General features: G+C 63.6%; 16 protein-coding genes and 1 pseudogene. 13 read left to right on the plus strand and 4 right to left on the minus strand.

Going from position 1 to position 21,813, the window contains the following annotated elements:
* Window positions 1-57 precede the first annotated feature (57 nt).
* Window positions 58-1,314: a D-amino acid dehydrogenase gene (locus tag O7A61_RS05135; protein ID WP_337128815.1), complete on the plus strand. Its 1,257-nt coding sequence runs from the start codon at window positions 58-60 to the stop codon at window positions 1,312-1,314.
* A gap of 90 nt (window positions 1,315-1,404) precedes the next feature.
* Here the strand turns inward: O7A61_RS05135 and O7A61_RS05140 are convergent, their stop codons facing one another.
* The 3 genes from O7A61_RS05140 to O7A61_RS05150 form a co-directional block, all read right to left on the minus strand.
* Window positions 1,405-3,558, minus strand: coding sequence for a phospholipase D-like domain-containing protein (locus O7A61_RS05140; protein WP_337128818.1), 2,154 nt, complete (start codon window positions 3,556-3,558; stop codon window positions 1,405-1,407).
* Window positions 3,555-3,998, minus strand: a complete 444-nt coding sequence (locus tag O7A61_RS05145) for a hypothetical protein (protein ID WP_337128821.1) — start codon at window positions 3,996-3,998, stop codon at window positions 3,555-3,557. Before O7A61_RS05145 ends, O7A61_RS05140 begins: the two co-directional genes overlap by 4 nt.
* Window positions 3,999-4,139: 141 nt before the next feature.
* Window positions 4,140-5,021, minus strand: a complete 882-nt coding sequence (locus O7A61_RS05150; protein ID WP_337128823.1) for a LysR family transcriptional regulator — start codon at window positions 5,019-5,021, stop codon at window positions 4,140-4,142.
* A 212-nt stretch (window positions 5,022-5,233) separates the two neighbouring features.
* Here O7A61_RS05150 and O7A61_RS05155 point away from each other — a divergent pair, with 212 nt between their 5' ends.
* Window positions 5,234-6,730: a CoA-acylating methylmalonate-semialdehyde dehydrogenase gene (locus tag O7A61_RS05155; RefSeq protein ID WP_337128826.1), complete on the plus strand. Its 1,497-nt coding sequence runs from the start codon at window positions 5,234-5,236 to the stop codon at window positions 6,728-6,730.
* A 291-nt stretch (window positions 6,731-7,021) separates the two neighbouring features.
* Complete coding sequence (locus O7A61_RS05160) at window positions 7,022-7,327, plus strand: hypothetical protein (protein WP_027141741.1); 306 nt, start codon at window positions 7,022-7,024, stop codon at window positions 7,325-7,327.
* A 13-nt stretch (window positions 7,328-7,340) separates the two neighbouring features.
* Here the strand turns inward: O7A61_RS05160 and O7A61_RS05165 are convergent, their stop codons facing one another.
* Window positions 7,341-7,991 carry a GntR family transcriptional regulator gene (locus O7A61_RS05165; protein WP_246672656.1) on the minus strand — a complete coding sequence of 217 codons (651 nt, stop codon included), beginning with the start codon at window positions 7,989-7,991 and terminating at the stop codon, window positions 7,341-7,343.
* 112 nt (window positions 7,992-8,103) lie between these two features.
* Here O7A61_RS05165 and O7A61_RS05170 point away from each other — a divergent pair, with 112 nt between their 5' ends.
* From O7A61_RS05170 to pyc, 10 genes and pseudogenes are all read left to right on the plus strand, one after another.
* On the plus strand, window positions 8,104-8,997 hold the full coding sequence (locus O7A61_RS05170; RefSeq protein WP_337128830.1) for a dihydrodipicolinate synthase family protein: 894 nt from the start codon (window positions 8,104-8,106) through the stop codon (window positions 8,995-8,997).
* Between the two features lie 39 nt (window positions 8,998-9,036).
* Window positions 9,037-10,350, plus strand: a complete 1,314-nt coding sequence (locus O7A61_RS05175) for an NAD(P)/FAD-dependent oxidoreductase (RefSeq protein ID WP_337128831.1) — start codon at window positions 9,037-9,039, stop codon at window positions 10,348-10,350.
* Window positions 10,351-10,364: 14 nt separating this feature from the next.
* Window positions 10,365-11,366, plus strand: coding sequence for a 4-hydroxyproline epimerase (locus O7A61_RS05180; protein ID WP_337128833.1), 1,002 nt, complete (start codon window positions 10,365-10,367; stop codon window positions 11,364-11,366).
* A gap of 335 nt (window positions 11,367-11,701) precedes the next feature.
* Window positions 11,702-12,604 (plus strand): branched-chain amino acid ABC transporter permease, encoded by a 903-nt coding sequence (locus tag O7A61_RS05185; protein ID WP_015315217.1) that lies wholly within the window; start codon window positions 11,702-11,704, stop codon window positions 12,602-12,604.
* Between the two features lie 88 nt (window positions 12,605-12,692).
* Window positions 12,693-14,204, plus strand: a pseudogene (gene livM / locus O7A61_RS05190) (high-affinity branched-chain amino acid ABC transporter permease LivM); the annotation flags it as partial.
* On the plus strand, window positions 14,204-15,676 hold the full coding sequence (locus O7A61_RS05195; protein WP_337128837.1) for an ATP-binding cassette domain-containing protein: 1,473 nt from the start codon (window positions 14,204-14,206) through the stop codon (window positions 15,674-15,676). The pseudogene livM and the gene O7A61_RS05195, both read left to right, overlap by 1 nt.
* The gene (locus O7A61_RS05200) at window positions 15,676-16,404 is read left to right on the plus strand and encodes an ABC transporter ATP-binding protein (protein ID WP_140509918.1); all 729 of its coding nucleotides are present in this window, start codon (window positions 15,676-15,678) and stop codon (window positions 16,402-16,404) included. Before O7A61_RS05195 ends, O7A61_RS05200 begins: the two co-directional genes overlap by 1 nt.
* Window positions 16,405-16,420: 16 nt before the next feature.
* Window positions 16,421-16,768: a DUF6867 family protein gene (locus O7A61_RS05205; protein ID WP_140509916.1), complete on the plus strand. Its 348-nt coding sequence runs from the start codon at window positions 16,421-16,423 to the stop codon at window positions 16,766-16,768.
* Window positions 16,769-16,905: 137 nt separating this feature from the next.
* Entirely contained in the window at window positions 16,906-18,024 is a 1,119-nt protein-coding gene (locus O7A61_RS05210; RefSeq protein ID WP_027141750.1) for a branched-chain amino acid ABC transporter substrate-binding protein, read from the plus strand.
* A 284-nt stretch (window positions 18,025-18,308) separates the two neighbouring features.
* Window positions 18,309-21,767, plus strand: coding sequence for a pyruvate carboxylase (gene pyc / locus O7A61_RS05215; RefSeq protein WP_337128840.1), 3,459 nt, complete (start codon window positions 18,309-18,311; stop codon window positions 21,765-21,767).
* Window positions 21,768-21,813: the final 46 nt, after the last annotated feature.

Here is a 21,813-nt window from a genome sequence, read left to right on the forward strand (position 1 = left end):
AATCGCAGATGCGGCCATGTCCATCGGCATGAAGGACATGGCGTAAGGAGTGAATGAATGAAGATCATGGTGCTGGGCAGTGGCGTCATCGGGGTGACCACGGCCTATTATCTCGCCGAGGCCGGCCATGAGGTGACGGTGATCGACCGCCAGAAAGGCCCGGCGCTGGAAACCAGCTTTGCCAATGCCGGCGAGATTTCGCCCGGCTATGCCTCGCCCTGGGCCGGTCCCGGCATCCCGCTCAAGGCGGTCAAGTGGCTCTTGATGAAGCATGGCCCGCTGGTGGTGCGGCCGGCCTTCGACCCGCATATGTGGACATGGCTGGTCAAGATGCTGCGCAACTGCACCGCCGAGCGCTACGCCATCAACAAATCGCGCATGGTGCCGCTGGCGGAATACAGTCGCGACACGCTGAAGGCGCTACGCGAAGCAACGGGCATTGCCTATGACGAGCGGACCCAGGGCACGCTGCAGCTGTTTCGCACGCAAAAGCAGCTCGACGGCACGTCAGGCGATGTCGAGGTGCTGAAGAAATATGGCGTGCCCTACGAAGTGCTCGATCCCGACGGCTGTATCGCGGCCGAGCCGGCGCTGGCCGGGGTCCGCGATAAGTTCGTCGGCGGGTTGAGGCTGCCGCATGACGAGACCGGCGACTGCAAGATGTTCACCGACAGGCTGACCGAGCTCTGCGTGGCGCGCGGCGTCAAGTTCGAATATGACATGACCATCTGGCGCGTCATCCGCAGCCGCAACCGCATTGCCAATCTCAGCACAAGCAAGGGTTTCAAGGCCGCCGATGCCTATGTGATGGCGCTTGGCAGCTACTCGGCGGGCCTCATGCGCCGGATGAAGCGGCCGATCCCGGTCTATCCGGTCAAGGGCTATTCGATCACGGTGCCGATCAAGGACGCCGCCGCCGCACCGGTGTCGACGGTGATGGACGAAACCTACAAGGTCGCAATCACCCGGCTCGGCGATCGCATCCGCGTCGGCGGCACGGCCGAGATTTCCGGCTTCGATCTCAGGCTGCACGAATCGCGGCGCCGCACCCTCGAACACTCGGTCGGCGATCTCTTTCCCGGCGCCGGCGCCATGCGCGAAGCGACGTTCTGGTGCGGGCTGCGGCCGATGACGCCGGACGGACCGCCGCTGATCGGCCGCACCGAACTGTCGAACCTCTTTCTCAACACCGGCCATGGCACGCTCGGCTGGACCATGGCCTGCGGCTCGGCCAAAGTGCTGGCCGACATCATGTCGAACCGGGTACCCGACATCGACGTGCGTGCCCTGGCGCAGGAGCGCTATCTGAAATAGCGGCCCGCGCGTCTGGCCGACGCGCTTTGTTCTTTGCTTTGATGCATGTCGTTGCCCCCAAAAACCGGATCCGCTTTTGGGCGACATGCATCAGAACGCCTGCCTGACCCACGCCTCGTCGAACAGCAGCCGGTAGGTCCACGGGATCGTCACCTTGGTGGAAACCGGGTTCGAATGCGCGAGGTAGTCGTCATAGACCGGCTTCATCCTGGCGTAGAAGGCGGGGTCGAGCACCATCATGCCGTTCTCCGAATCGTGGAAGAAGCTGCGGTTGTTGAGGTTGACCGAGGAAATGGCGACCAGCCTTTCGTCGATCATCATGATCTTGGAATGCAGCACCACGTCAGGCGCCTTGAACTCGCGGATGTCGATGCGGTCGCCATATTTCTCGACGAACAGCTTGTTCAGCGCGGTAAGGAACTTGCCGCCGATGTCGCCCTTGAGGTCGATGCGGCCGACAATGTCGATCCTGACGCCGCGGGCGAGTGCCCGGTCAAAGGCCTCGGCGAGGCTGGGGGTCAGATTGAGGTAAGGGTTGACGATCTGGATACGGTGGTGGGCGGCATCGACAAGCTCGACAAAATAGGCCTCCAGCGCATGATCATCCTCATAGGGCACCGAGATGAAATGCCGGGCATTTCCCTGGGGGCGGCCATCTCCGCGGACCGAGATGGAGAAGGGGCGCGCCAGGTTGGTGTCGGCGTCGCGCAGCCATATCGTCGACAGATGCGCGGCCAGCGTCTCGACCGTCGCCCGGTCGGCGAACTCGATGTCGAAGTCGCTCCAGTTCGAATAGTAGTTCAGCGAAAATCCGTCGGTCTTGCCGTATTGCTCGAGGTCCGGATAGCGCGACAGGTCGACCGGATGATGGAACAGGAAGCCGTCATGGATGTTGCGGCCGCCGATGATGACGCGCGAACGCGCGGGGTCCTGCGCCAGCGTCGCCAGCATCTTGATATGATGGACCTTGTGCAATTGTGAAATCTGCTCGTCGATCGGCGCGCCATGGTCCGCCTGCCAGCGATATTCCTGCAGCTCGACATTGGGGAATTCGGCCGCCAGGCGGTGCAGCATGGCGTCGTCCTTGTCGCGTTCCAGCACGTCGGTCACCATGATGCGCACCTTGGTGCCAAGCGCTGCATGATGGCGGATCAATCGTTCGATGATACGGCCGGAAAAGTCCGCCTTGAACTCGAGCGAGGACAGATAGATCAGCTTCAGCGTTGGCGCCTTCGAGAAATCGAGCGGCTGTTCGGGGTCGCCCCTGCCTATTGTCGCATCGGACAGCGGCGCGCCCATCAGTGCCTCGACCTTGGCGTTGAAGCCGTCGCGCGACTTGCGCAGCAGCCTGGGCTCGCCGATCGGCATGGCGCAGGTCTGCGACAGCCAGCGGCCGGCATAGAAGGCGCGCTCGAGAGCGTCGATGCCGGCGCCGCTGGGGACCGGGCAGCGCTGGTAGCGGCTGTCCAAGCTGGCGAGCACCGGATCGGCGGTCTCTTCGCGCCGGATGGTGAGGGGCGCGCCGGTGGGCGCAAGGCTGGAGCGGATCCTTGCCGTGCACCGGTTCAGGCTGTCACCCGGAAACAGGCTGACCGTGTCGTTCTCGCCCGACAGGCGAAAGCCGAATGCCGCGCCGGCGGCAATGATGCGTGAGGTTCCCGCGGCGCGGATCGCCAATGCACCGTCGCAAGTGCCCTCGATGTCGGCCGGCTGCCTGCCTGCCTGCCGCACGACGATCTCGATGCTGCGTGCCTGCAGGCCGGAGAAATCGAAGGTCTTGGGCGTCGAAGGACGCGCCGCCGCATCGATGTAGAGCGTCTGCCGCGACACCCGCCAGCGGCCGTCGAAATGGCCGTCGCCGCTGCCCCCACCGGCCGGCGGCAGATGCGCCTTGGCGATCGGTCCGGCCAGTTGCCGTAGCGTCGAATACGTCGCCTGGAAATCGCGGTTCTGGACATCGCGGCGGTTGCGCCCGAAGGGGCCGGTGCCGTTGGCACGGTCCATGGCACCGAGCTGGTTGTTGGCAAGCAGCGTCAGGAACCGTCGTTCGTAGTCGCTGTCGCCGGTATCTCCGAAAAACTGCGCCGCCGCGACCTGTGCCCCGGGCGTGCTGGCCGACAGCGAGGGCCGCGCGCAAGCCGCCTGTCCCGCCAGGAGGTCGCAGGCATTGCCGCCTGCGTCGGCACAGCCGGCAAGGGCGGCCAGTCCGAACAGGGCGAGGATGACGGCCGTGCGGACGTTCACCCGGCGGCTCCGGCCTTCATGGCACTCAATTGCGCCGGGTCGCGCGGCGGCATGAAACCTTGCGGAAAAACCTTGCAGACAGGGATGGTGAAGGTGGCGATCAGCAGTTCCGCCTCGCTGCGCAGCTTGCGGGGCGCCGTCTTGTCGTCGCGGATGGCCCTCGCCGAGGCAACAAGGGCGCCATCGCAGTCGCAATGGTTGCGGCGAGCGATGTAGCAGGCGTCATGGGTTCGGCAAACGGCGTCGAGGCGGTCGACCGGCCGGGCCGACAGATCGCCGGTGCGGGTGCCGGGACCGCAGTAATTGCCGATGACGAAAGGCGAGGGGCGCGCCATGACGTAGCGGATCGGTTTGGGCAATTCGGCTTCCGGCACTTTTGTCCATGGGTTGGCGCATGCGGAGACGAACAGCAGCGGCGGGATGGCAAGAACGGCTCGCATGTCTATCCGCGCCAGCTTTCTGAAAGATTTCCCCACCGATACCGACCCCATGGCCGGCGACCGGTGATGCCACACTGTGCGGTTTTGTGGCAAGGAAAAGGCGGCGTGTGGAAACCTGGCTGTTTTGCCGTGACGGCGCTTCTAAAGGAAGAGGCCCCGCTCGCGCTCGACCGCCTTGGTGATGAAGCTGGCCACGATCTGGACGCGGCGCAGCGGCCTGACCGATTCGTGATAGACCAGCCAGTAGGCGCGGCGGATAGGCGCGACGACATCGACGGCCACCAACTCCGGCATCGAGCGGGCGACGAAGGTGTGCAGGATGCCGATGCCGGCGCCCGAGCGCACGGCTTCGGCCTGGCCGAGCGCCGAGGAGATGGCGAAGCTGGTGCGCCAATCCGCGCTGAACTCGGCCGCGTAGTCGAGCGAAGGGCTGACGATGAGATCAGGCACATAGCCGATCAGTGTGTGCTGGCCGAGTTCGGCGGCGGTTTTGGGCAGGCCATGCGCGTCGACATAGCCGCGGGAGGCGAACAGGCCGAGCGAATAGTCGACCAATTTTCCCGCCACCAGCCGGCCTTCGGTCGGCCGTTCGACGGTGATCGCGATATCGGCTTCGCGCCGCGACAGCGAGAAGGAGCGCGGCACCGGCACGAGCTGGATGGTGAGTTCGCGGTGAAGGGCGGTGAGTTCGCCCAGCCGCTTGGCCAGGAAGGCGACGCCGAAGCCGTCGGGTGCGCCGATGCGCACGGTGCCGGACACGTCATCTCCTTCGCCTGATATGGTCGAGCGCGCGGCGATCATGTCGCCTTCCATGCGCTCGGCGATATCGAGGAAGCGCTCGCCCGCCGGCGTCAACTCGCTGCCGGTGGTCAGCCGGCGAAAGAGTTTCGTCCTCAGTGCTTCCTCAAGGGCCGCGATGCGGCGCGAGACGGTGGCATGGTTGAGCTCCAGCCGGCGCGCGGCGCCAAGAATCTGGCCGGCACGCGCCACGGCGAGGAAGATGCGGACGTCATCCCAGTTCATGGGAATGCTCCGGGGGGCAATCGTCAACGGCGAGGTCCACAGAATCCAATATAACCATGCAGTGATGTCCAGCACACCTTACCATTTGCGGCAATTGATGCACAGGTCTCGTTTGTTATCTATTTCCCGCACAACGGTTGCGTTCTCCGTCGCGTTGCCTTCGCCGCCGCAAAGGCGGACAATACGGCATCACAAACAAAGGGAGAGAAATCATGATCGATTACGGTCATTTCATCGGCGGCAAGCGTGTCGCCGGCACCAGCGGCCGCAAGCAGGACGTCATGCAGCCGATGGACGGCAGAGTGCGCGGCACGGTGGCGCTGGCCTCGCAGGCGGAGCTGCGCGCGGCGGTCGAGAATGCCAAGGCCGCGCAGCCCAACTGGGCGGCGACCAATCCGCAGCGCCGCGTGCGCGTGCTGATGAAATTCCTCGAACTGGTCGCTCGCGACTATGACGAACTGGCCGAGATCCTGGCGCGCGAACACGGCAAGACCATCGCCGACGCCAAGGGCGACATCCAGCGCGGCCTCGAAGTCGTAGAGGTCTGCATCGGCGCGCCGCATATGATGAAGGGTGAGTTCACCGACGGCGCCGGCCCCGGCATCGATGTCTATTCAATGCGCCAGCCGCTCGGCGTCGTCGCCGGCATCACGCCGTTCAATTTCCCGGCGATGATCCCGCTTTGGAAGATCGCACCGGCGATCGCCTGCGGCAACGCCTTCATCCTGAAGCCTTCGGAGCGTGATCCGGGCGTGCCGATGCGAATTGCCGAGCTGTTCATCGAGGCCGGCCTGCCGGCTGGCATCCTCAACGTCGTCAACGGCGACAAGGATGTCGTCGACGCTATCCTCGACGATCCCGACATCAAGGCCATCGGCTTTGTCGGCTCGACGCCGATCGCCCACTATATCTATTCGCGCGGCACGGCGGCCGGCAAGCGCGTGCAGTGCTTCGGCGGCGCCAAGAACCACATGATCATCATGCCCGACGCCGACATGGACCAGACCGTCGATGCGCTGATCGGCGCCGGTTACGGCTCGGCCGGCGAGCGCTGCATGGCGATCTCGGTGGCCGTGCCGGTCGGCAACGACACCGCCAACCGGTTGATGGAAAAGCTGATCCCGCGCGTCGAGAGCCTGAAGGTCGGACCGTCGACGGACTCGGCCGCCGATTTCGGCCCGCTGGTCACCGCCCAGGCGCTGGAGCGCGTCAAGGGTTACGTCGATACCGGTGTCAAGGAAGGCGCCAAGCTCGTCGTCGACGGCCGCGGCTTCAAGATGCAGGGCTATGAGGACGGCTACTATATGGGCGGTTGCCTGTTCGACAACGTGACGGCGGACATGCGCATCTACAAGGAAGAGATCTTTGGACCGGTGCTCTCGGTGGTGCGCGCACCGACCTATGAGAACGCCATCAAGCTCGCCAACGATCACGAGATGGGCAATGGCGTCGCCATCTTCACCCGCGACGGCGACGCGGCGCGTGACTTCGCCAGCCGTGTCCAGGTTGGCATGGTCGGCGTCAACGTGCCGATCCCGGTGCCGATCGCCTACTACACCTTCGGCGGCTGGAAGGCGTCTTCCTTCGGCGACCTCAACCAGCATGGCCCGGACGCGTTCCGCTTCTACACCAAGACCAAGACGGTGACCTCGCGCTGGCCGTCCGGCATCAAGGATGGCGCTGAATTCGTCATCCCGACGATGAACTAGCCGGACGTTTTCTTCGTCTGCGTGTCCTTGCTGCGGGCGCGGGCATGCATCAGGATGGCGCCGAGTTCGTCATCCGGACGATGAACCGACCGGACGAGAAGACGCGATTTTACTCAAGGCCTAAGTCCCCGGACTTAGGCCTTTTGTTTTTGCAAACGCTAATGTGATGGAACCGGCGGGGGCTCGCGGGACTTAGGGCTGCAATCCTGCCGTGGAGGAGGCGCGGCAGACAACCAGGGCGCCGCACGGCGGGCCGGTGGCATTGCATCGTCCGGCGCAAGGAGGTGTCAGATGACACGACGTCTTACGGCGACACTGTTCGTTGCGGCGATGGCGATGTGCACCGGCGCTGCTCAGGCAAATGCGGCCGGGCAATGCGCGGCACGCGCCGATATCGTGAAAGCGCTCGGTGAGAACTTCCACGAAAGCGAAGCCGGGCGCGGCCTGATCAATCCCAATGTGGTCCTCGAAGTGTTCGTTTCCGATCAAGGCAGCTGGACGGTTCTGGCTTCCGACACGAAGGGCCAGAGTTGCATCCTGTCGGTCGGCGAGGGCTGGGACAGCCCAACGATCAAGGCGGCCTTGCCGGGCGCCTGAATTATTTTTGCAGTTAGCGCGTCGCGGCCACTTCGGCATGGCCGCGCAGCAGCGCCATCAGTTTCTTGGCGTCCTTGGCGGCGCCTTCCTCGTCGCCGTCCAGGATCGAGCGGATCAGTGCTACATGGTGCTCGGCGGATTCCGCCAGCCCGGTGTCCGCCTTGTAGCGGAACCAGAAGCGGCGGCTGTGGGTCTGCAGGGGGGCGGCCAGCCGGGCGGCGAACGGGTTGTCGGCAGCCAGCGCCAGCGCCTCGTCGAGCGCTTTGTCGGCCTGGATGAAGGCGAGCACATTGCCTGATATCACTGCTTTTTGCATGGCGAGCGCCGCCTCGTGGAACAGGTCGGCGGCCTCGCGGGTGACGAAACGGGCGGCTGATCGTGCGAGCACCACCTCGACGCCGCGCCGGGCATCGAGCACACGCAGCCAGTCGCCCGGATGCAGCGGGGCGATCGCGATGCCGGCGCGGGGCCTGACGTCGAGCAGCCCTTCCCAGGCCAGCCGCTGGATCGCCTCGCGCACCGGCGTGCGGCCGAGCGCCAGCCGCTCGATCAAGGAACCCTCGGTGACAAAACTCGCCGGAGCCAGTTCGAGCGTGACGACCATGTGCTCAAGGACACGGTAAGCCTTGGTCGCCGCGGGCTCGGACAGGGTGGTTGCTTCCATGGATATCAAAGCCGGGTCTCCTGATATATCTAGAATATATCATAACGGATTCCGCATTGACAGCGGCTTTCCTAACAGATATACGACTGATATATCAGATGGAGAAATAGCCATGTGGACCGGAGTTTTCCCCGCCGTCACGACCAAATTCACCGCCGACGACCGGCTCGACCACGCCGAAATGGAGCGTTGCTTCAGCTTGCAGATGGAGGCCGGCTGCGACGGCATTATCGTCTGCGGCTCGCTCGGCGAAGGGCCGATGCTGTCGCCTGACGAGAAGATCGAGGTGCTGAAGACCGCGCAGAAGGTCGCAGGCAAGAAGCCGGTGCTGCTGACGGTCAACGAGGCCGGCACCCGCGAGGCGGCCAGCATTGCCAGGCGCGCCGCCAAGGAAGGCGCCAACGGACTGATGGTGGTGCCGAGCCCGATCTATCACACCAACGCGGAAGAGACCGTGGCGGCCCTGAGCGCCGTGGCCCAGGCCGGCGACCTGCCGGTCATGATCTATTCCAACCGGCTCGCCTACCGCGTCGACGTCACCGTCGATCAGATGGAGGAACTGGCATCGGACAAGCGCTTCGTCGCCATCAAGGAATCCTCCGACGACATCCGCCGCTCGACCGAGATCATCAACCGCCTGGGCAGCCGCTACGACCTGTTCACCGGTGTCGACAACCTCGCCTTCGAGGCGCTGTCCGTCGGTGCCATCGGCTGGGTGGCCGGCCTGGTCACCGCCTTCCCGCGCGAGACCGTCGCCATCTACCAGCTGATGAAGCAGGGCCGCCGCGAAGAGGCGCTCGCCATCTACCGCTGGTTCCGGCCGCTGCTCGACCTCGATGTCTCGACTTATCTGGTGCAGAACATCAAGCTTGCCGAAGTGTTCGCCATCAACACCAACGATCGCGTCCGCATGCCGCGCATGCCACTGTCGGGCGAACGCCGCAAGACCGTCGAGAAGATCGTCAGGGATGCACTGGCGGTACGGCCAACGCTGCCGCAATTCTAAGGAGAAGATGCCGGCAGCCAGGTGAAGGGCAGCGCCCACGTGACAGGAAGTACCAAATCGACAGAAGCGGGGCGCCGCCCCGCCCTTCGGGCGCCTTCTAACCGTGAACGGGGAGAAGGGAAAGACATTGCCATCGTCGGTGGCGGCATCATCGGTATTTGCGCGGCTGCCTTCCTCGCCGAGGCCGGGCTGGATGTCACGGTCTTCGACCGCACCGGCATCTGCGAGGAGACGAGCTCGGGCAACGCCGCCGCCTTTGCTTTTTCCGATGTGCTGCCGCTGGCGCACAAGGGTATGATCAGGCAACTGCCGAAATGGCTGGCCGATCCACTCGGCCCGCTCAGCATCCCGCCCGCCTACCTGCCCAAGCTGCTGCCCTGGCTGATCCGGTTCTGGCGCGCCGGCGCGCCGGGGAAATACGAGGCGAGCCTGACGGCCCAGGCCGGCATGATGAAGCTTGCCGAGGCCGAATGGATGGATCTGCTCGATCGGTCCGGCACGCGGCCGATGCTGCGCGAGGACGGTTCGCTCGAGCTCTACGAAAGCGAAGCCGAGTTCCGCGCCTCACTGTCGGGCTGGGCGGCGCGCGAGCGCTTCGGCATCGGCTTCCGCCATGTCGAGGGCGAGAACCTCGCGGGCTTGCAGCCTGGGTTGTCACCGCGCTTCGTCAAGGGCACCTTCGTGCCGGGATGGAAGACGGTCGCCGATCCAAAACTGCTCGGCAAGGCGGTGTGGGCTTACGCGCAATCCAAAGGCGCCCGCTTCGAGATGGCCCGCATCGACCGCGTCGCCGCGAATCAGGATGGTGCGACACTGACGCTGGCCGATGGCTCGACAAGACAAGCCAGGCACATCGTCATTGCCGCGGGCGCCTGGTCGCACCTGCTGGCGCGGCAACTCGGCGATCGCATTCCGCTGGAGACCGAGCGCGGCTACAACACGACGCTGCCGACGAGCGCTTTCGACGTGACGCGGCAGCTGATCTTTTCCGGTCATGGCTTCGTCATCACCCCGCTCGAAACGGGCCTGCGCGTCGGCGGTGCCGTGGAACTCGGCGGCATCGAGCGGCCACCCAATTTCAACAGGTCGAAAGCGCTCCTGCAGAAGGCGCGGAAATTCCTTCCGGGGCTCGATCCCTCGGGCGGACGCGAATGGATGGGGTTCCGGCCGTCGCTGCCGGATTCGGTGCCCGTCATCGGCAAGGCGACGCGAAGCCGGTCGGTGATCTACGCCTTCGGTCACGGCCATCTCGGCCTGACCCAGGCCGCGGCAACCGGGCGGTTGATCAGGGAATTCGTTCTGGGGCAGACTTCGTCCGTTGATCTGGCCCCCTTCAGCCCACAACGGTTTTGATCTTGAGGAGCGACATGGCCAAGAAATCCTTCTTCTGCATCGACGGCCACACCTGCGGCAACCCGGTGCGGCTGGTCGCCGGCGGCGGGCCGCTGCTGCAAGGCTCGACGATGATGGAACGGCGCGCGCATTTCCTCGCCGAATACGACTGGATCCGCACCGGCCTGATGTTCGAGCCGCGCGGCCATGACGTGATGTCCGGCTCGATCCTCTATCCGCCGACACGCGAGGATTGCGACATCGCCATCCTGTTCATCGAGACGTCCGGTTGCCTGCCCATGTGCGGCCACGGCACCATCGGCACGGTGACGATGGCCATCGAGCACGGCTTGATCAAGCCGAAGACGCCGGGCGTGCTCAGGCTCGACACGCCGGCCGGCCTAGTCATCGCCGAATACAAGCAGGTCGGCGAGTATGTCGAGGAGGTGCGCATCACCAATGTGCCGTCCTTCCTCCATGCCGAAGGGCTGACAGTCGAATGTCCAGGGCTGGGTGAAATAACGGTCGACGTCGCCTATGGCGGCAATTTCTATGCCATCGTCGAACCGCAGGCGAACTATCGCGACATGGCCGACTATTCCGCCGGCGACTTCATCGCCTGGAGCCCGGTGGTGCGGCAGCGGCTCAACGAGAAGCATTCCTTCGTGCATCCGGAGAACCCCGGCATCGCCGGGTTGTCGCACATGCTGTGGACCGGCAAGCCAACGGTCGAGGGCGCCGATGCCCGCAATGCCGTTTTCTACGGCGACAAGGCGATCGATCGCTCGCCCTGCGGCACCGGCACATCGGCGCGCATGGCGCAACTTCATGCCAAGGGCAAGCTCAAGGCCGGCGACGCCTTCGTCCATGAATCGATCATCGGCTCGCTGTTCAAGGGCAAGGTCGAAAAAGAGGTCACCGTGGCTGGCAAGCCGGCGATCATCCCCTCGATCGGCGGCTGGGCGCGCATGACCGGACTGAACACCATCTTCATCGGCGACCGCGACCCGTTCGCGCATGGTTTCGTGGTCAAGTAGGAGAATCCTGACCTTGCGGAAAGGAGTGTGACGAAAAAACGAACCATGTCAGGAACGCAACGATTCTTCTCATCACCTAATCTTGACGGTGATTTCTTCGAAACGGAGCGCATGATGCGGCGCAATCGTCAAAGACATTGCGTTATGCCAATGATAGGGTCCGCGATAGTCCAGGGGCTGGGTGCGAAAAGCGGGTGATCGGGAAGACGTGACTTGGAACCACGCGGAGCGGTCGAAAAAATCACGTTGCAATCCGGGCTCGAAACTTTACGACTAGGGGAAATACGAAAAGGAATGCGTCTGCATGGGCGACATTCCAGGGGAGCCATGTACACATGCAGTATTTTGTCCAGCAGCTTATCAATGGGCTGACGCTGGGATCGATCTATGGGCTGATCGCAATCGGCTACACGATGGTCTACGGCATCATCGGCATGATCAATTTCGCCCATGGCGACATCTTCATGGTGGGCGCCTTCACGGCACTGATCGTCTTCCTCATCCTCGGCGCGCTGTTTTATTCGGTGCCCGTGGTCATCGCGCTGCTGGTCATGATGATCGTGGCGATGCTGCTCACCAGCCTCTACAACTGGACGATCGAGAAGGTGGCCTACCGGCCGCTGCGCGGTTCGTTCCGGCTGGCGCCGCTGATCACCGCCATCGGCATGTCGATCGCGCTGTCGAACTTCGTCCAGGTGACGCAAGGCCCCCGCAACAAGCCGATCCCGCCGATGGTCAGCCAGGTCTACAACATCAACGGCGTCAGCGTGTCGCTGAAGCAGATCATCATCGTCATCGTCACCGCTTTGCTGCTGGCGCTGTTCTGGTACCTGGTCAACAAGACCTCGCTCGGCCGGGCGCAACGCGCCTGCGAGCAGGACCGCAAGATGGCCGCACTGCTCGGCATCGACGTCGATCGCACCATCTCGATCACCTTCATCATGGGCGCAGCCCTTGCCGCCGTCGCCGGCACGCTGTTCCTGATGTATTACGGCGTCATCGCCTTCTCGGACGGCTTTACGCCCGGGGTAAAAGCTTTCACGGCGGCGGTTCTCGGCGGCATCGGCTCATTGCCAGGTGCCGTGCTGGGCGGCCTCCTCATCGGCTTCATCGAGAGCATGTGGTCGGCCTATTTCTCGATCGACTACAAGGACGTCGCCGCCTTCTCGATCCTGGCGATCGTGCTGATCTTCCTGCCTTCCGGCATCTTGGGCCGGCCAGAAGTCGAAAAGGTCTGAGACCATGGCCGTGACCGTATCTCCAGAGCGCGACCTCGTCGCCAGCCCCATGCAGCGCGCGCTGCGCGAGGCCTTCTATGCCGGCGCGATAGCGCTTGGCCTGTTCGTGCTGTTCATCGGCCTCAGGACCGACCAGAACATTTCCAACGAACTGGTCGTGGTGCAGCGCTGGGGCCTGCTTGCCGCGGTGGTGATCGCCACGGCCGTCGGGCGTTTCCTCTATGTCGCCTACGGCCAGCCCTTCATGGCTAACCAGAAGATCGCCGATGTCGCCACCGGGCTCATGCCGGCAAGTGTGGCATCCCGCTTCTTCACCCTGCCGATCTTCATCGGAGCGGTCATCGCCATGGTGCTGCTGTTCGTGTTCAACAGCTCTCTCGCCGGATGGTTTGGGGCAGAACCGGCCGGCTACCTGCAATTCCTGCGTGCCCTGGCGGTCATCTATGTGCTGGCCAGCGTGATCTATTACTTCCGCGCCTTCATCCATGCCAACTTCACCAAATTGGGCATCTCGGCATTGGTGCTGTACCCGATCCTCGTCGTCGCGGTGCTGTCACTCAACGCCTGGTCGGTCGCCACCGGGTTGCAGGGTTCGTTGAAATGGGTCGATAATTTCGGCATCCAGATCCTGATCTATGTGATGCTGGCCTGGGGACTGAACATCGTCGTCGGCCTCGCCGGTCTGCTCGATCTCGGCTACGTCGCTTTTTATGCGCTTGGCGCCTATGCCTATGCGCTTCTCGCCACGCATTTCGGCCTGTCGTTCTGGATACTGTTGCCCGCCGCGGGCGCCATGGCCGCGCTCTGGGGGGTGCTGCTCGGCTTTCCCGTGCTGCGCCTGCGCGGCGACTATCTGGCGATCGTGACGCTCGCCTTCGGCGAGATCATCCGCCTCGTGCTGATCAACTGGCGCGAGGTCACCAATGGGTCGGCCGGCATCTCCGGCATTCCCAAGGTCAGCTTCTTCGGCTTGATGTCGTTCAACGTGTCGGACCCGAATTACATCGCCAAGGTGCTGAACATCGCCACGTCCAGCGCCTACTACAAGATCTTCCTCTACTACCTGATCCTTGGGCTCTGCCTGCTAACCGCCTTCGTCACCATCCGGCTGCGGCGCCTGCCGGTCGGCCGCGCCTGGGAAGCCTTGCGTGAGGACGAGATCGCCTGCCGCTCGCTCGGTATCAACACCACCACCACCAAGCTGACGGCCTTTGCCACCGGCGCCATGTTCGGCGGCTTCGCCGGTTCGTTCTTCGCCGCGCGGCAAGGTTTCGTCAGCCCCGAATCCTTCGTCTTCCTGGAATCGGCCATTATCCTGGCCATCGTCGTGCTCGGCGGCATGGGCTCGCTGGTCGGCATCGCCGTCGCCGCGATGGTGATGATCGGCGGCACCGAGGCGCTGCGCGAACTCGACTTCCTCAAGCAGGTCTTCGGGCCCGATTTCACACCGGAACTCTACCGCATGCTTCTGTTCGGCATGGCCATGGTCATCGTCATGCTGTGGAAGCCGCGCGGCTTCGTCGGCAGCCGTGAACCGACAGCCTTCCTAAGGGAACGAAGAGCTGTCTCAGGCTCCTTCACCAAGGAGGGCCACGGCTGATGAATGCGACCACGCAAACGAACGATGCCATCCTGCAGGTCGATCATCTGTCGATGAAGTTCGGCGGCCTGGTCGCCATCGGCGACCTGTCCTTCACCGCCAGGCGCGGCGAAATCACGGCGCTGATCGGCCCCAACGGCGCCGGCAAGACCACCGTGTTCAACTGCATCACCGGCTTTTACAAACCGTCGGAGGGCATGATCACGCTCAACCGGGCCGATGGTTCCAGCTACTTGCTGGAACGGCTGCCCAACCATGAGATCCCGGCGCGCGCCAAGGTGGCGCGGACCTTCCAGAACATCCGCCTGTTCTCGGGGATGACGCTGCTGGAGAACCTGCTCGTCGCCCAGCATAACAAGCTGATGAAGGCTTCGGGCTATACGATCCTGGGCCTGTTCGGCTTCAGCGGCTACCGCAAGGCCTCGGCCGAATCGGTGGAGCTTGCCAAGCACTGGCTGGAAAAGGCCGACCTCGTCGATCGCGCCGACGATCCGGCCGGCGACTTGCCCTACGGCGCGCAGCGGCGGCTCGAGATCGCGCGCGCCATGTGCACCGGTCCTGAGCTTCTTTGCCTCGACGAACCGGCGGCCGGCCTCAACCCGAAGGAATCGGCGGCGCTGAACGAACTGCTGATGGACATCAAGCACACGACCGGCACCTCGATCCTGCTGATCGAGCACGACATGTCGGTGGTCATGCAGATTTCCGACCACGTCGTGGTGCTCGAATATGGCCGCAAGATCTCCGACGGCAATCCGCAGTCGGTGCGCACCGACCCGCGCGTCATCGCCGCCTATCTCGGCGTCGACGACGAGGAGGTCGAGACCGCGCTCACCGAAGTCGGTGACGAGGACGTCATCGAACAGCTCGATATCGGTCCCGACTCGGTGCATGGCCCGGGGACGTCGTCGTCGTATCTTGCCGGGCCGGTGAGCGACACGGTCGGCCATAGCGAAGGCGAGCGGGTGACCGTGTCGAAGGGCGCTTCCAAGGCAGCACAGGTCGACGCCCGCGCCGCCACCGTGGCAAGCAGGCCTGTCGCACCGGCGCCAGCCAAGCCCGCGCCGAAGAAAGCGGCACCACGGAAAACGGCCGCCAAGACACCTGCCGCGAAGGCCGAAGGCGTTTCGAACCGGCTCGCTGCCCCCCGTGGCGGCAAGGCCGACAATCTGACCCGCATCAAGGGCATCGGTACGGTCAACGAGAAGAAGCTCAACGAACACGGCATCTTCCACTTCGACCAGATCGGCGCCTGGAAGAAGGCCGATGTCGAGGCGGTCGAGGCCTATCTCGCCTTTGACGGACGCATCGCGCGAGAGGAATGGGTCAAGCAGGCGAAGCTGCTCGGTCAGGGCAAGGATACGCAATTCTCGCGCCGCGTCGATGCGGGCAAGGTGGCGACCAGTCATGCTTCCGGCAAGGCCGCGGGCACAGGCAAGCCCGTTCAGGGCAAGCGTGGAGGGGGCAAGTGATGGCCACGACAACGCTGCTCGATATCAAGGGCGTGGAGACCTATTACGGCAACATCCGTGCGCTGAACGGTGTCAACGTCACCGTCAAGCAAGGTGAAATCGTGGCGCTGATCGGCGCCAACGGCGCCGGCAAGTCGACGCTGATGATGACCATCTTCGGGGCTCCACGGGCCCGCACGGGCACCATCACCTTCGCCGGAGCCGATATTACCCAGTTGCCGACGCACGAAATCGCACGCATGCGCATCGCACAGTCACCCGAGGGCCGTCGCATCTTCCCGCGCATGACGGTGATGGAAAACCTGCAGATGGGCGCCAGCCTCGATAACCTCAAATACTATGGCGAGGACGTCGAGAAGGTGTTCACGCTGTTCCCGAGACTGAAGGAGCGCATCGCCCAGCGTGGCGGGACCTTGTCGGGCGGCGAACAGCAGATGCTGTCGATCGGACGCGCACTGATGGCGCGGCCGAAACTGCTTCTGCTCGACGAGCCGTCGCTGGGTCTGGCGCCGCTGATCGTCAAGCAGATTTTCGATGCCATCCGCGAATTGAACCGCACCCAAGGGCTGACCGTGTTCCTGGTCGAGCAGAACGCGTTCGGCGCGCTCAAGCTCGCCACGCGCGGCTATGTCATGGTCAACGGCAATGTGACGATGAGCGGCACCGGCAAGGAACTGCTCGCCAATCCGGAAGTGCGCGCCGCCTATCTCGAAGGCGGACATCACTGAGTTCAGGAGACTTCCCATGCAAGGCATTCTCTACGAGGAACCGTCGATCTGGCAGTTCTTCTTCGTCACCTGCCTGCTCGGCGGCTGGGCGGCCTGGATGACCGGCAAGGCCAGTGCCCAGACATGGCGCAGCTTCATCCAGCTGTTCGCCTATATGCTCGGCCTCGGCATCGGTATCCGTTTCATCCATCATGCGCTGTTCGACGGCACGATGTTCTCGCTGCATTACTATATCGTCGATACCATCGTGCTGATGATACTGGGCTTCGTCGGCTATCAATACACACGAACCAACCAGATGGTCACACAGTATAATTGGCTTTATGAAAGAGCTTCCATCTTGAGCTGGAAACCGAAAGGTTGACGTTCATCATTAACGCCGCGTCAGGGATGAATCGGCGTGACAAGTGCCTGAAAATCGGCAAACTATGCTTTCTGCGATAAGGGTGGGCATCGCATGAAAGCTTCATCCACGCCCACTCCGTTAATGGGAGCGTTTAAATGAAAAAGTCACTTTTGTCCGCCGTAGCCCTGACCGCGCTCGTCGCGTTCGGCGGCAACGCGTGGGCTGATGTAATGTTCGCGGTCGCCGGGCCGATCACCGGTCCGAACGCGGCCTTCGGCGCACAGCTGCAGAAGGGCGCCGAAGCGGCGGTCGCCGATATCAACGCCAAGGGCGGTATCAATGGCGAGCAGATCAAGCTTGAAGTCGGCGACGACGTCTCCGATCCGAAGCAGGGCATCTCGGTCGCCAACAAGTTCGTCGGCGACGGCGTCAAGTTTGTGATCGGCCACTTCAACTCGGGCGTGTCGATCCCGGCCTCCGAAGTCTATGCTGAAAACAATATCGTCGAAATCACGCCGGCCGCAACCAACCCGAAGTTCACCGAGCGCGGCCTGTGGAATGTGTTCCGTACCTGCGGTCGCGACGATCAGCAGGGCAGCATCGCTGGCGCCTATATCGCCGCGAACTTCAAGGATGCCAAAGTCGCCGTGATCCATGACAAGACCCCTTACGGCCAGGGCCTCGCGGACGAAACCAAGAAGGCGATGAACGCCGCGGGCGTCAAGGAAGTGATGTATGAAGGCGTCAATGTCGGCGACAAGGACTTCTCGGCGCTGATCGCCAAGATGAAGGAAGCCGGCGTCACCCTGATCTACTGGGGTGGCCTGCACACCGAGGCCGGCCTGATCATCCGTCAGTCCGCGGACCAGGGCCTCAAGGCGCCGATGATGTCGGGTGACGGCATTGTGACGGACGAACTCGCCGCCATCGCGGGCGACGCCGTCGCCGGCACGCTCAACACGTTCGGCCCCGACCCGCGGCTGATCCCGGCCAACAAGGAACTCGTCGAGAAGTTCCGCGCGCAGGGTTTCGAGCCGGAAGCCTACACACTCTACGCCTATGCCGCCGTGCAGGTGGTCGCCGAGGCGGCCGCCGCCGCCAAGACGAACGATCCGCAGGCCGTCGCCAAGGCGATGCATGAAAACGGGCCGTTCCCCTCCGTTCTGGGCGACCTCGCCTATGACGCCAAGGGCGATCCGAAGCTGCCAGGCTACATCATGTACGAATGGAAGAAGAAGGACGACGGGAAGTATTCCTGGTTCCCGAAGTCGTAATTCATTCGGATCCGAAACCAACGATGCCCGGCGCCTCGCGCCGGGCATTTTCTTTGACGCGCCGGCAGCGGTGACATCCCCGTCGGTTCCCCTTGGTTGGGAAGATCGCATCCAGGATCGAAATTGTCGCCATTGTTCCGTCCGTTCGAACGAATGCATGCGAGTGTTGGCCGGATAACTGATTTAAATCGGTTTAAACCGACGTCGATTTTGTTTGCACTGCAGCATTTTCACGTTAATCATTGCCTCGATTTCCCGTCCCTTCCGCTGCTGGAGCCCAGTCCTTGGCCATCACGAAGATCCTCGTCGCCAACCGGTCAGAAATCGCAATCCGTGTCTTTCGCGCGGCCAATGAACTGGGCCTCAAAACCGTGGCGATCTGGGCCGAGGAGGACAAATATTCGCTGCACCGCTTCAAGGCCGATGAAAGTTACCAGGTCGGGCGCGGACCGCATCTCAGCAAGGACATGGGGCCGATCGAGAGCTATCTGTCGATCGAGGAGGTGATCCGCGTCGCCAGGCTTTCGGGCGCCGATGCCATCCACCCCGGCTACGGGCTGCTGTCGGAAAGCCCCGAATTCGCCGAGGCCTGCGCGCAAGCAGGCATCACCTTCATCGGACCGAAGCCCGACACGATGCGCCGGCTGGGCAACAAGGTCGCCGCGCGCAATCTCGCCATCGAGGTCGGCGTGCCCGTGGTGCCGGCCACCGATCCGTTGCCGGACGATTTGGAGGCGGTCAAGGAACTCGCCAAGACGGTCGGTTATCCGGTCATGCTGAAGGCTTCGTGGGGTGGTGGTGGCCGCGGCATGCGCGCCATCCGTTCCGAGGCCGATCTCGCCCGCGAGGTCATGGAAGGCAAGCGCGAGGCGAAAGCCGCCTTCGGCAAGGACGAGGTCTATCTCGAAAAGCTGATCGAGCGCGCTCGCCATGTCGAAGTGCAGGTGCTTGGCGACACTCACGGCAATGCCGTGCACCTGTTCGAGCGCGACTGCTCGATCCAGCGCCGCAACCAGAAGGTCGTCGAGCGCGCGCCAGCGCCCTATCTCAGCGAGGACCTGCGCCAGGAGCTTTGCGGCTACGCGCTGAAGATCGCGCGCGAGACCAGCTATATCGGCGCCGGCACCGTCGAATTCCTGCAGGACGCCGATACCGGCAAATTCTACTTCATCGAGGTCAATCCGCGCATCCAGGTCGAGCACACCGTCACCGAGATGGTGACCGGCATCGACATCGTGAAGGCGCAGATCCATATCCTCGACGGCTTCGCCATCGGCACGCCGGAATCGGGCGTACCGGCGCAGAGGGACATCCGGCTGAACGGCCATGCCTTGCAGTGCCGCATCACCACCGAAGACCCCGAACACAATTTCATTCCGGACTACGGCCGCATCACCGCCTATCGCGGCGCCACCGGCTTCGGCATCCGCCTCGACGGCGGCACGGCGTATTCCGGCGCGGTCATCACCCGCTTCTACGATCCGCTGCTGGAGAAGGTCACGGCCTGGGCGCCGACGCCGGCAGAGACGATCGCCCGCATGAACCGCGCCTTGCGCGAGTTCCGCATCCGCGGCGTCGCCACCAACCTCACTTTCCTCGAAGCGATCATCAATCATCCGAGCTTCGCCGACAATTCCTATACGACGAGGTTCATCGACACGACGCCGGAGCTGTTCCAGCAGGTCAAGCGCCAGGACCGCGCCACCAAGCTGCTCAACTATCTGGCCGACGTCAGCGTCAACGGTCATCCCGAGACGCGCGGGCGGCCGACGCCAAAGGCCGACGCGGCGCCGCCCGTGGTGCCCTATCTCAACGGCAATGTGCCGAGCGGCAGCAAGCAGAAGCTCGACGTGCTCGGGCCGGAGAAGTTCGCCGCCTGGATGCGTGAGCAGAAGGAAGTGCTGGTCACCGACACGACGATGCGCGACGGCCACCAGTCGCTGCTCGCCACCCGCGTGCGTACGCATGACATTGCCGGGATCGCCGGCACCTATGCGCGCGCCCTGCCGCAGCTTCTGTCGCTCGAATGCTGGGGCGGCGCCACTTTCGACGTCGCCATGCGCTTCCTCACCGAGGATCCGTGGGAGCGGCTGTCGCTGGTGCGGGAAGCAGCCCCCAACCTGTTGCTGCAGATGCTGCTGCGCGGCGCCAACGGCGTCGGCTACACCAATTATCCCGACAATGTCGTGCAGCATTTCGTCAAGCAGGCGGCAAGCGGCGGCATCGACATCTTCCGTGTCTTCGACTGCTTGAACTGGGTCGAGAACATGCGCGTCGCCATGGACGCCGTGGGCGCCGAGGGCAAGCTGATCGAAGCGGCGATGTGCTATACCGGCGATATCCTCGATCCGGCGCGGGCCAAGTACGACCTGAAATATTATGTCGGGCTGGCCGAGGAATTACAGGCCGCCGGCGCCCATATCATCGCGGTCAAGGACATGGCGGGCCTGTTGAAGCCGAGTGCTGCCCGTGTGCTGTTCAAGGCGCTGCGCGAGGCGACCGACCTGCCGATCCATTTTCACACCCACGACACATCGGGTCTGTCGGCGGCAACCGTGCTGGCGGCGGTGGAAAGCGGCGTCGACGCCATCGACGCGGCGATGGACGCCTTCTCCGGCAACACGTCGCAGCCATGTCTGGGTTCGATCGTGGAAGCACTGAAGGGCACCGAACGCGACCCGGGCCTCGACCCGCAATGGATCCGCAAGATCTCGTTCTACTGGGAAGCCGTTCGCAACCAATACGCCGCCTTCGAGAGCGACCTGAAAGGTCCGGCTTCCGAGGTCTACCTGCACGAAATGCCGGGCGGGCAGTTCACCAATTTGAAGGAACAGGCCCGTTCGCTGGGGTTAGAGACACGCTGGCACGAAGTGGCGCAGACCTATCACGACGTCAATCTGATGTTCGGCGACATCGTCAAGGTGACGCCGTCCTCGAAGGTCGTCGGCGACATGGCGCTGATGATGGTGAGCCAGGACCTGACCGTTGCCGATGTCGAGAACCCGGCCCGCGATATCGCCTTCCCGGACTCGGTCGTCTCGATGCTGCGCGGCGACCTCGGCCAGTCCCCGGGCGGTTGGCCGCGGGTGCTGCAGAAGAAGGCACTGAAAGGCGACAAGCCGATCACGGCGCGGCCCGGTTCGTTGCTGAAGCCGGCCGACCTCAAGAAGAGCCGCAAGGAGATCGAGGACAAGCTCGAGCGCAAGCTGTCGGAATACGAGTTCGCCTCGTGGCTGATGTATCCGAAAGTGTTTTCCGACTTCGTCGCCGCGCAGGAAACCTACGGCCCGGTCAGCGTTCTGCCGACGCCGACCTATTTCTATGGCATGAAATCGGAAGACGAGATTTTCGTCGATATCGAAAGGGGCAAGACCTTGGTCGTGCGCTGCCAGGCGTTCGGCGATGTCGATGAGAAGGGCATGGTCACCGTGTTCTTCGAGCTCAACGGCCAGCCGCGGCGTGTGAAGGTGCCCGACCGTGCGCATGGTGCCTCGGCAGCCAAGGCGCGCCGCAAGGCGGAGCCCGGCAACGAGGCGCATGTCGGGGCGCCGATGCCGGGTGTGGTTTCAGCGCTTGCGGTCGCCGCCGGCCAGGCGGTCAAGGCCGGCGACGTGCTGCTCTCCATCGAAGCGATGAAGATGGAGACGGCGTTGCACGCCGAGCGCGACGGTACGGTTGCCGAGGTGCTGGTCAAGGCCGGCGACCAGATCGATGCGAAGGATCTGCTGATCGCGTTCAACTGAGAGCTCGCCAGGAACGAGCAGGCTGTCGGCTTCTGGCGGCAGGCTT

Origin of the sequence: Mesorhizobium sp. Cs1321R2N1 (assembly GCF_037179725.1) — a bacterium.
In the GTDB taxonomy this organism is placed as follows: Bacteria; Pseudomonadota; Alphaproteobacteria; order Rhizobiales; family Rhizobiaceae; genus Mesorhizobium; species Mesorhizobium salmacidum.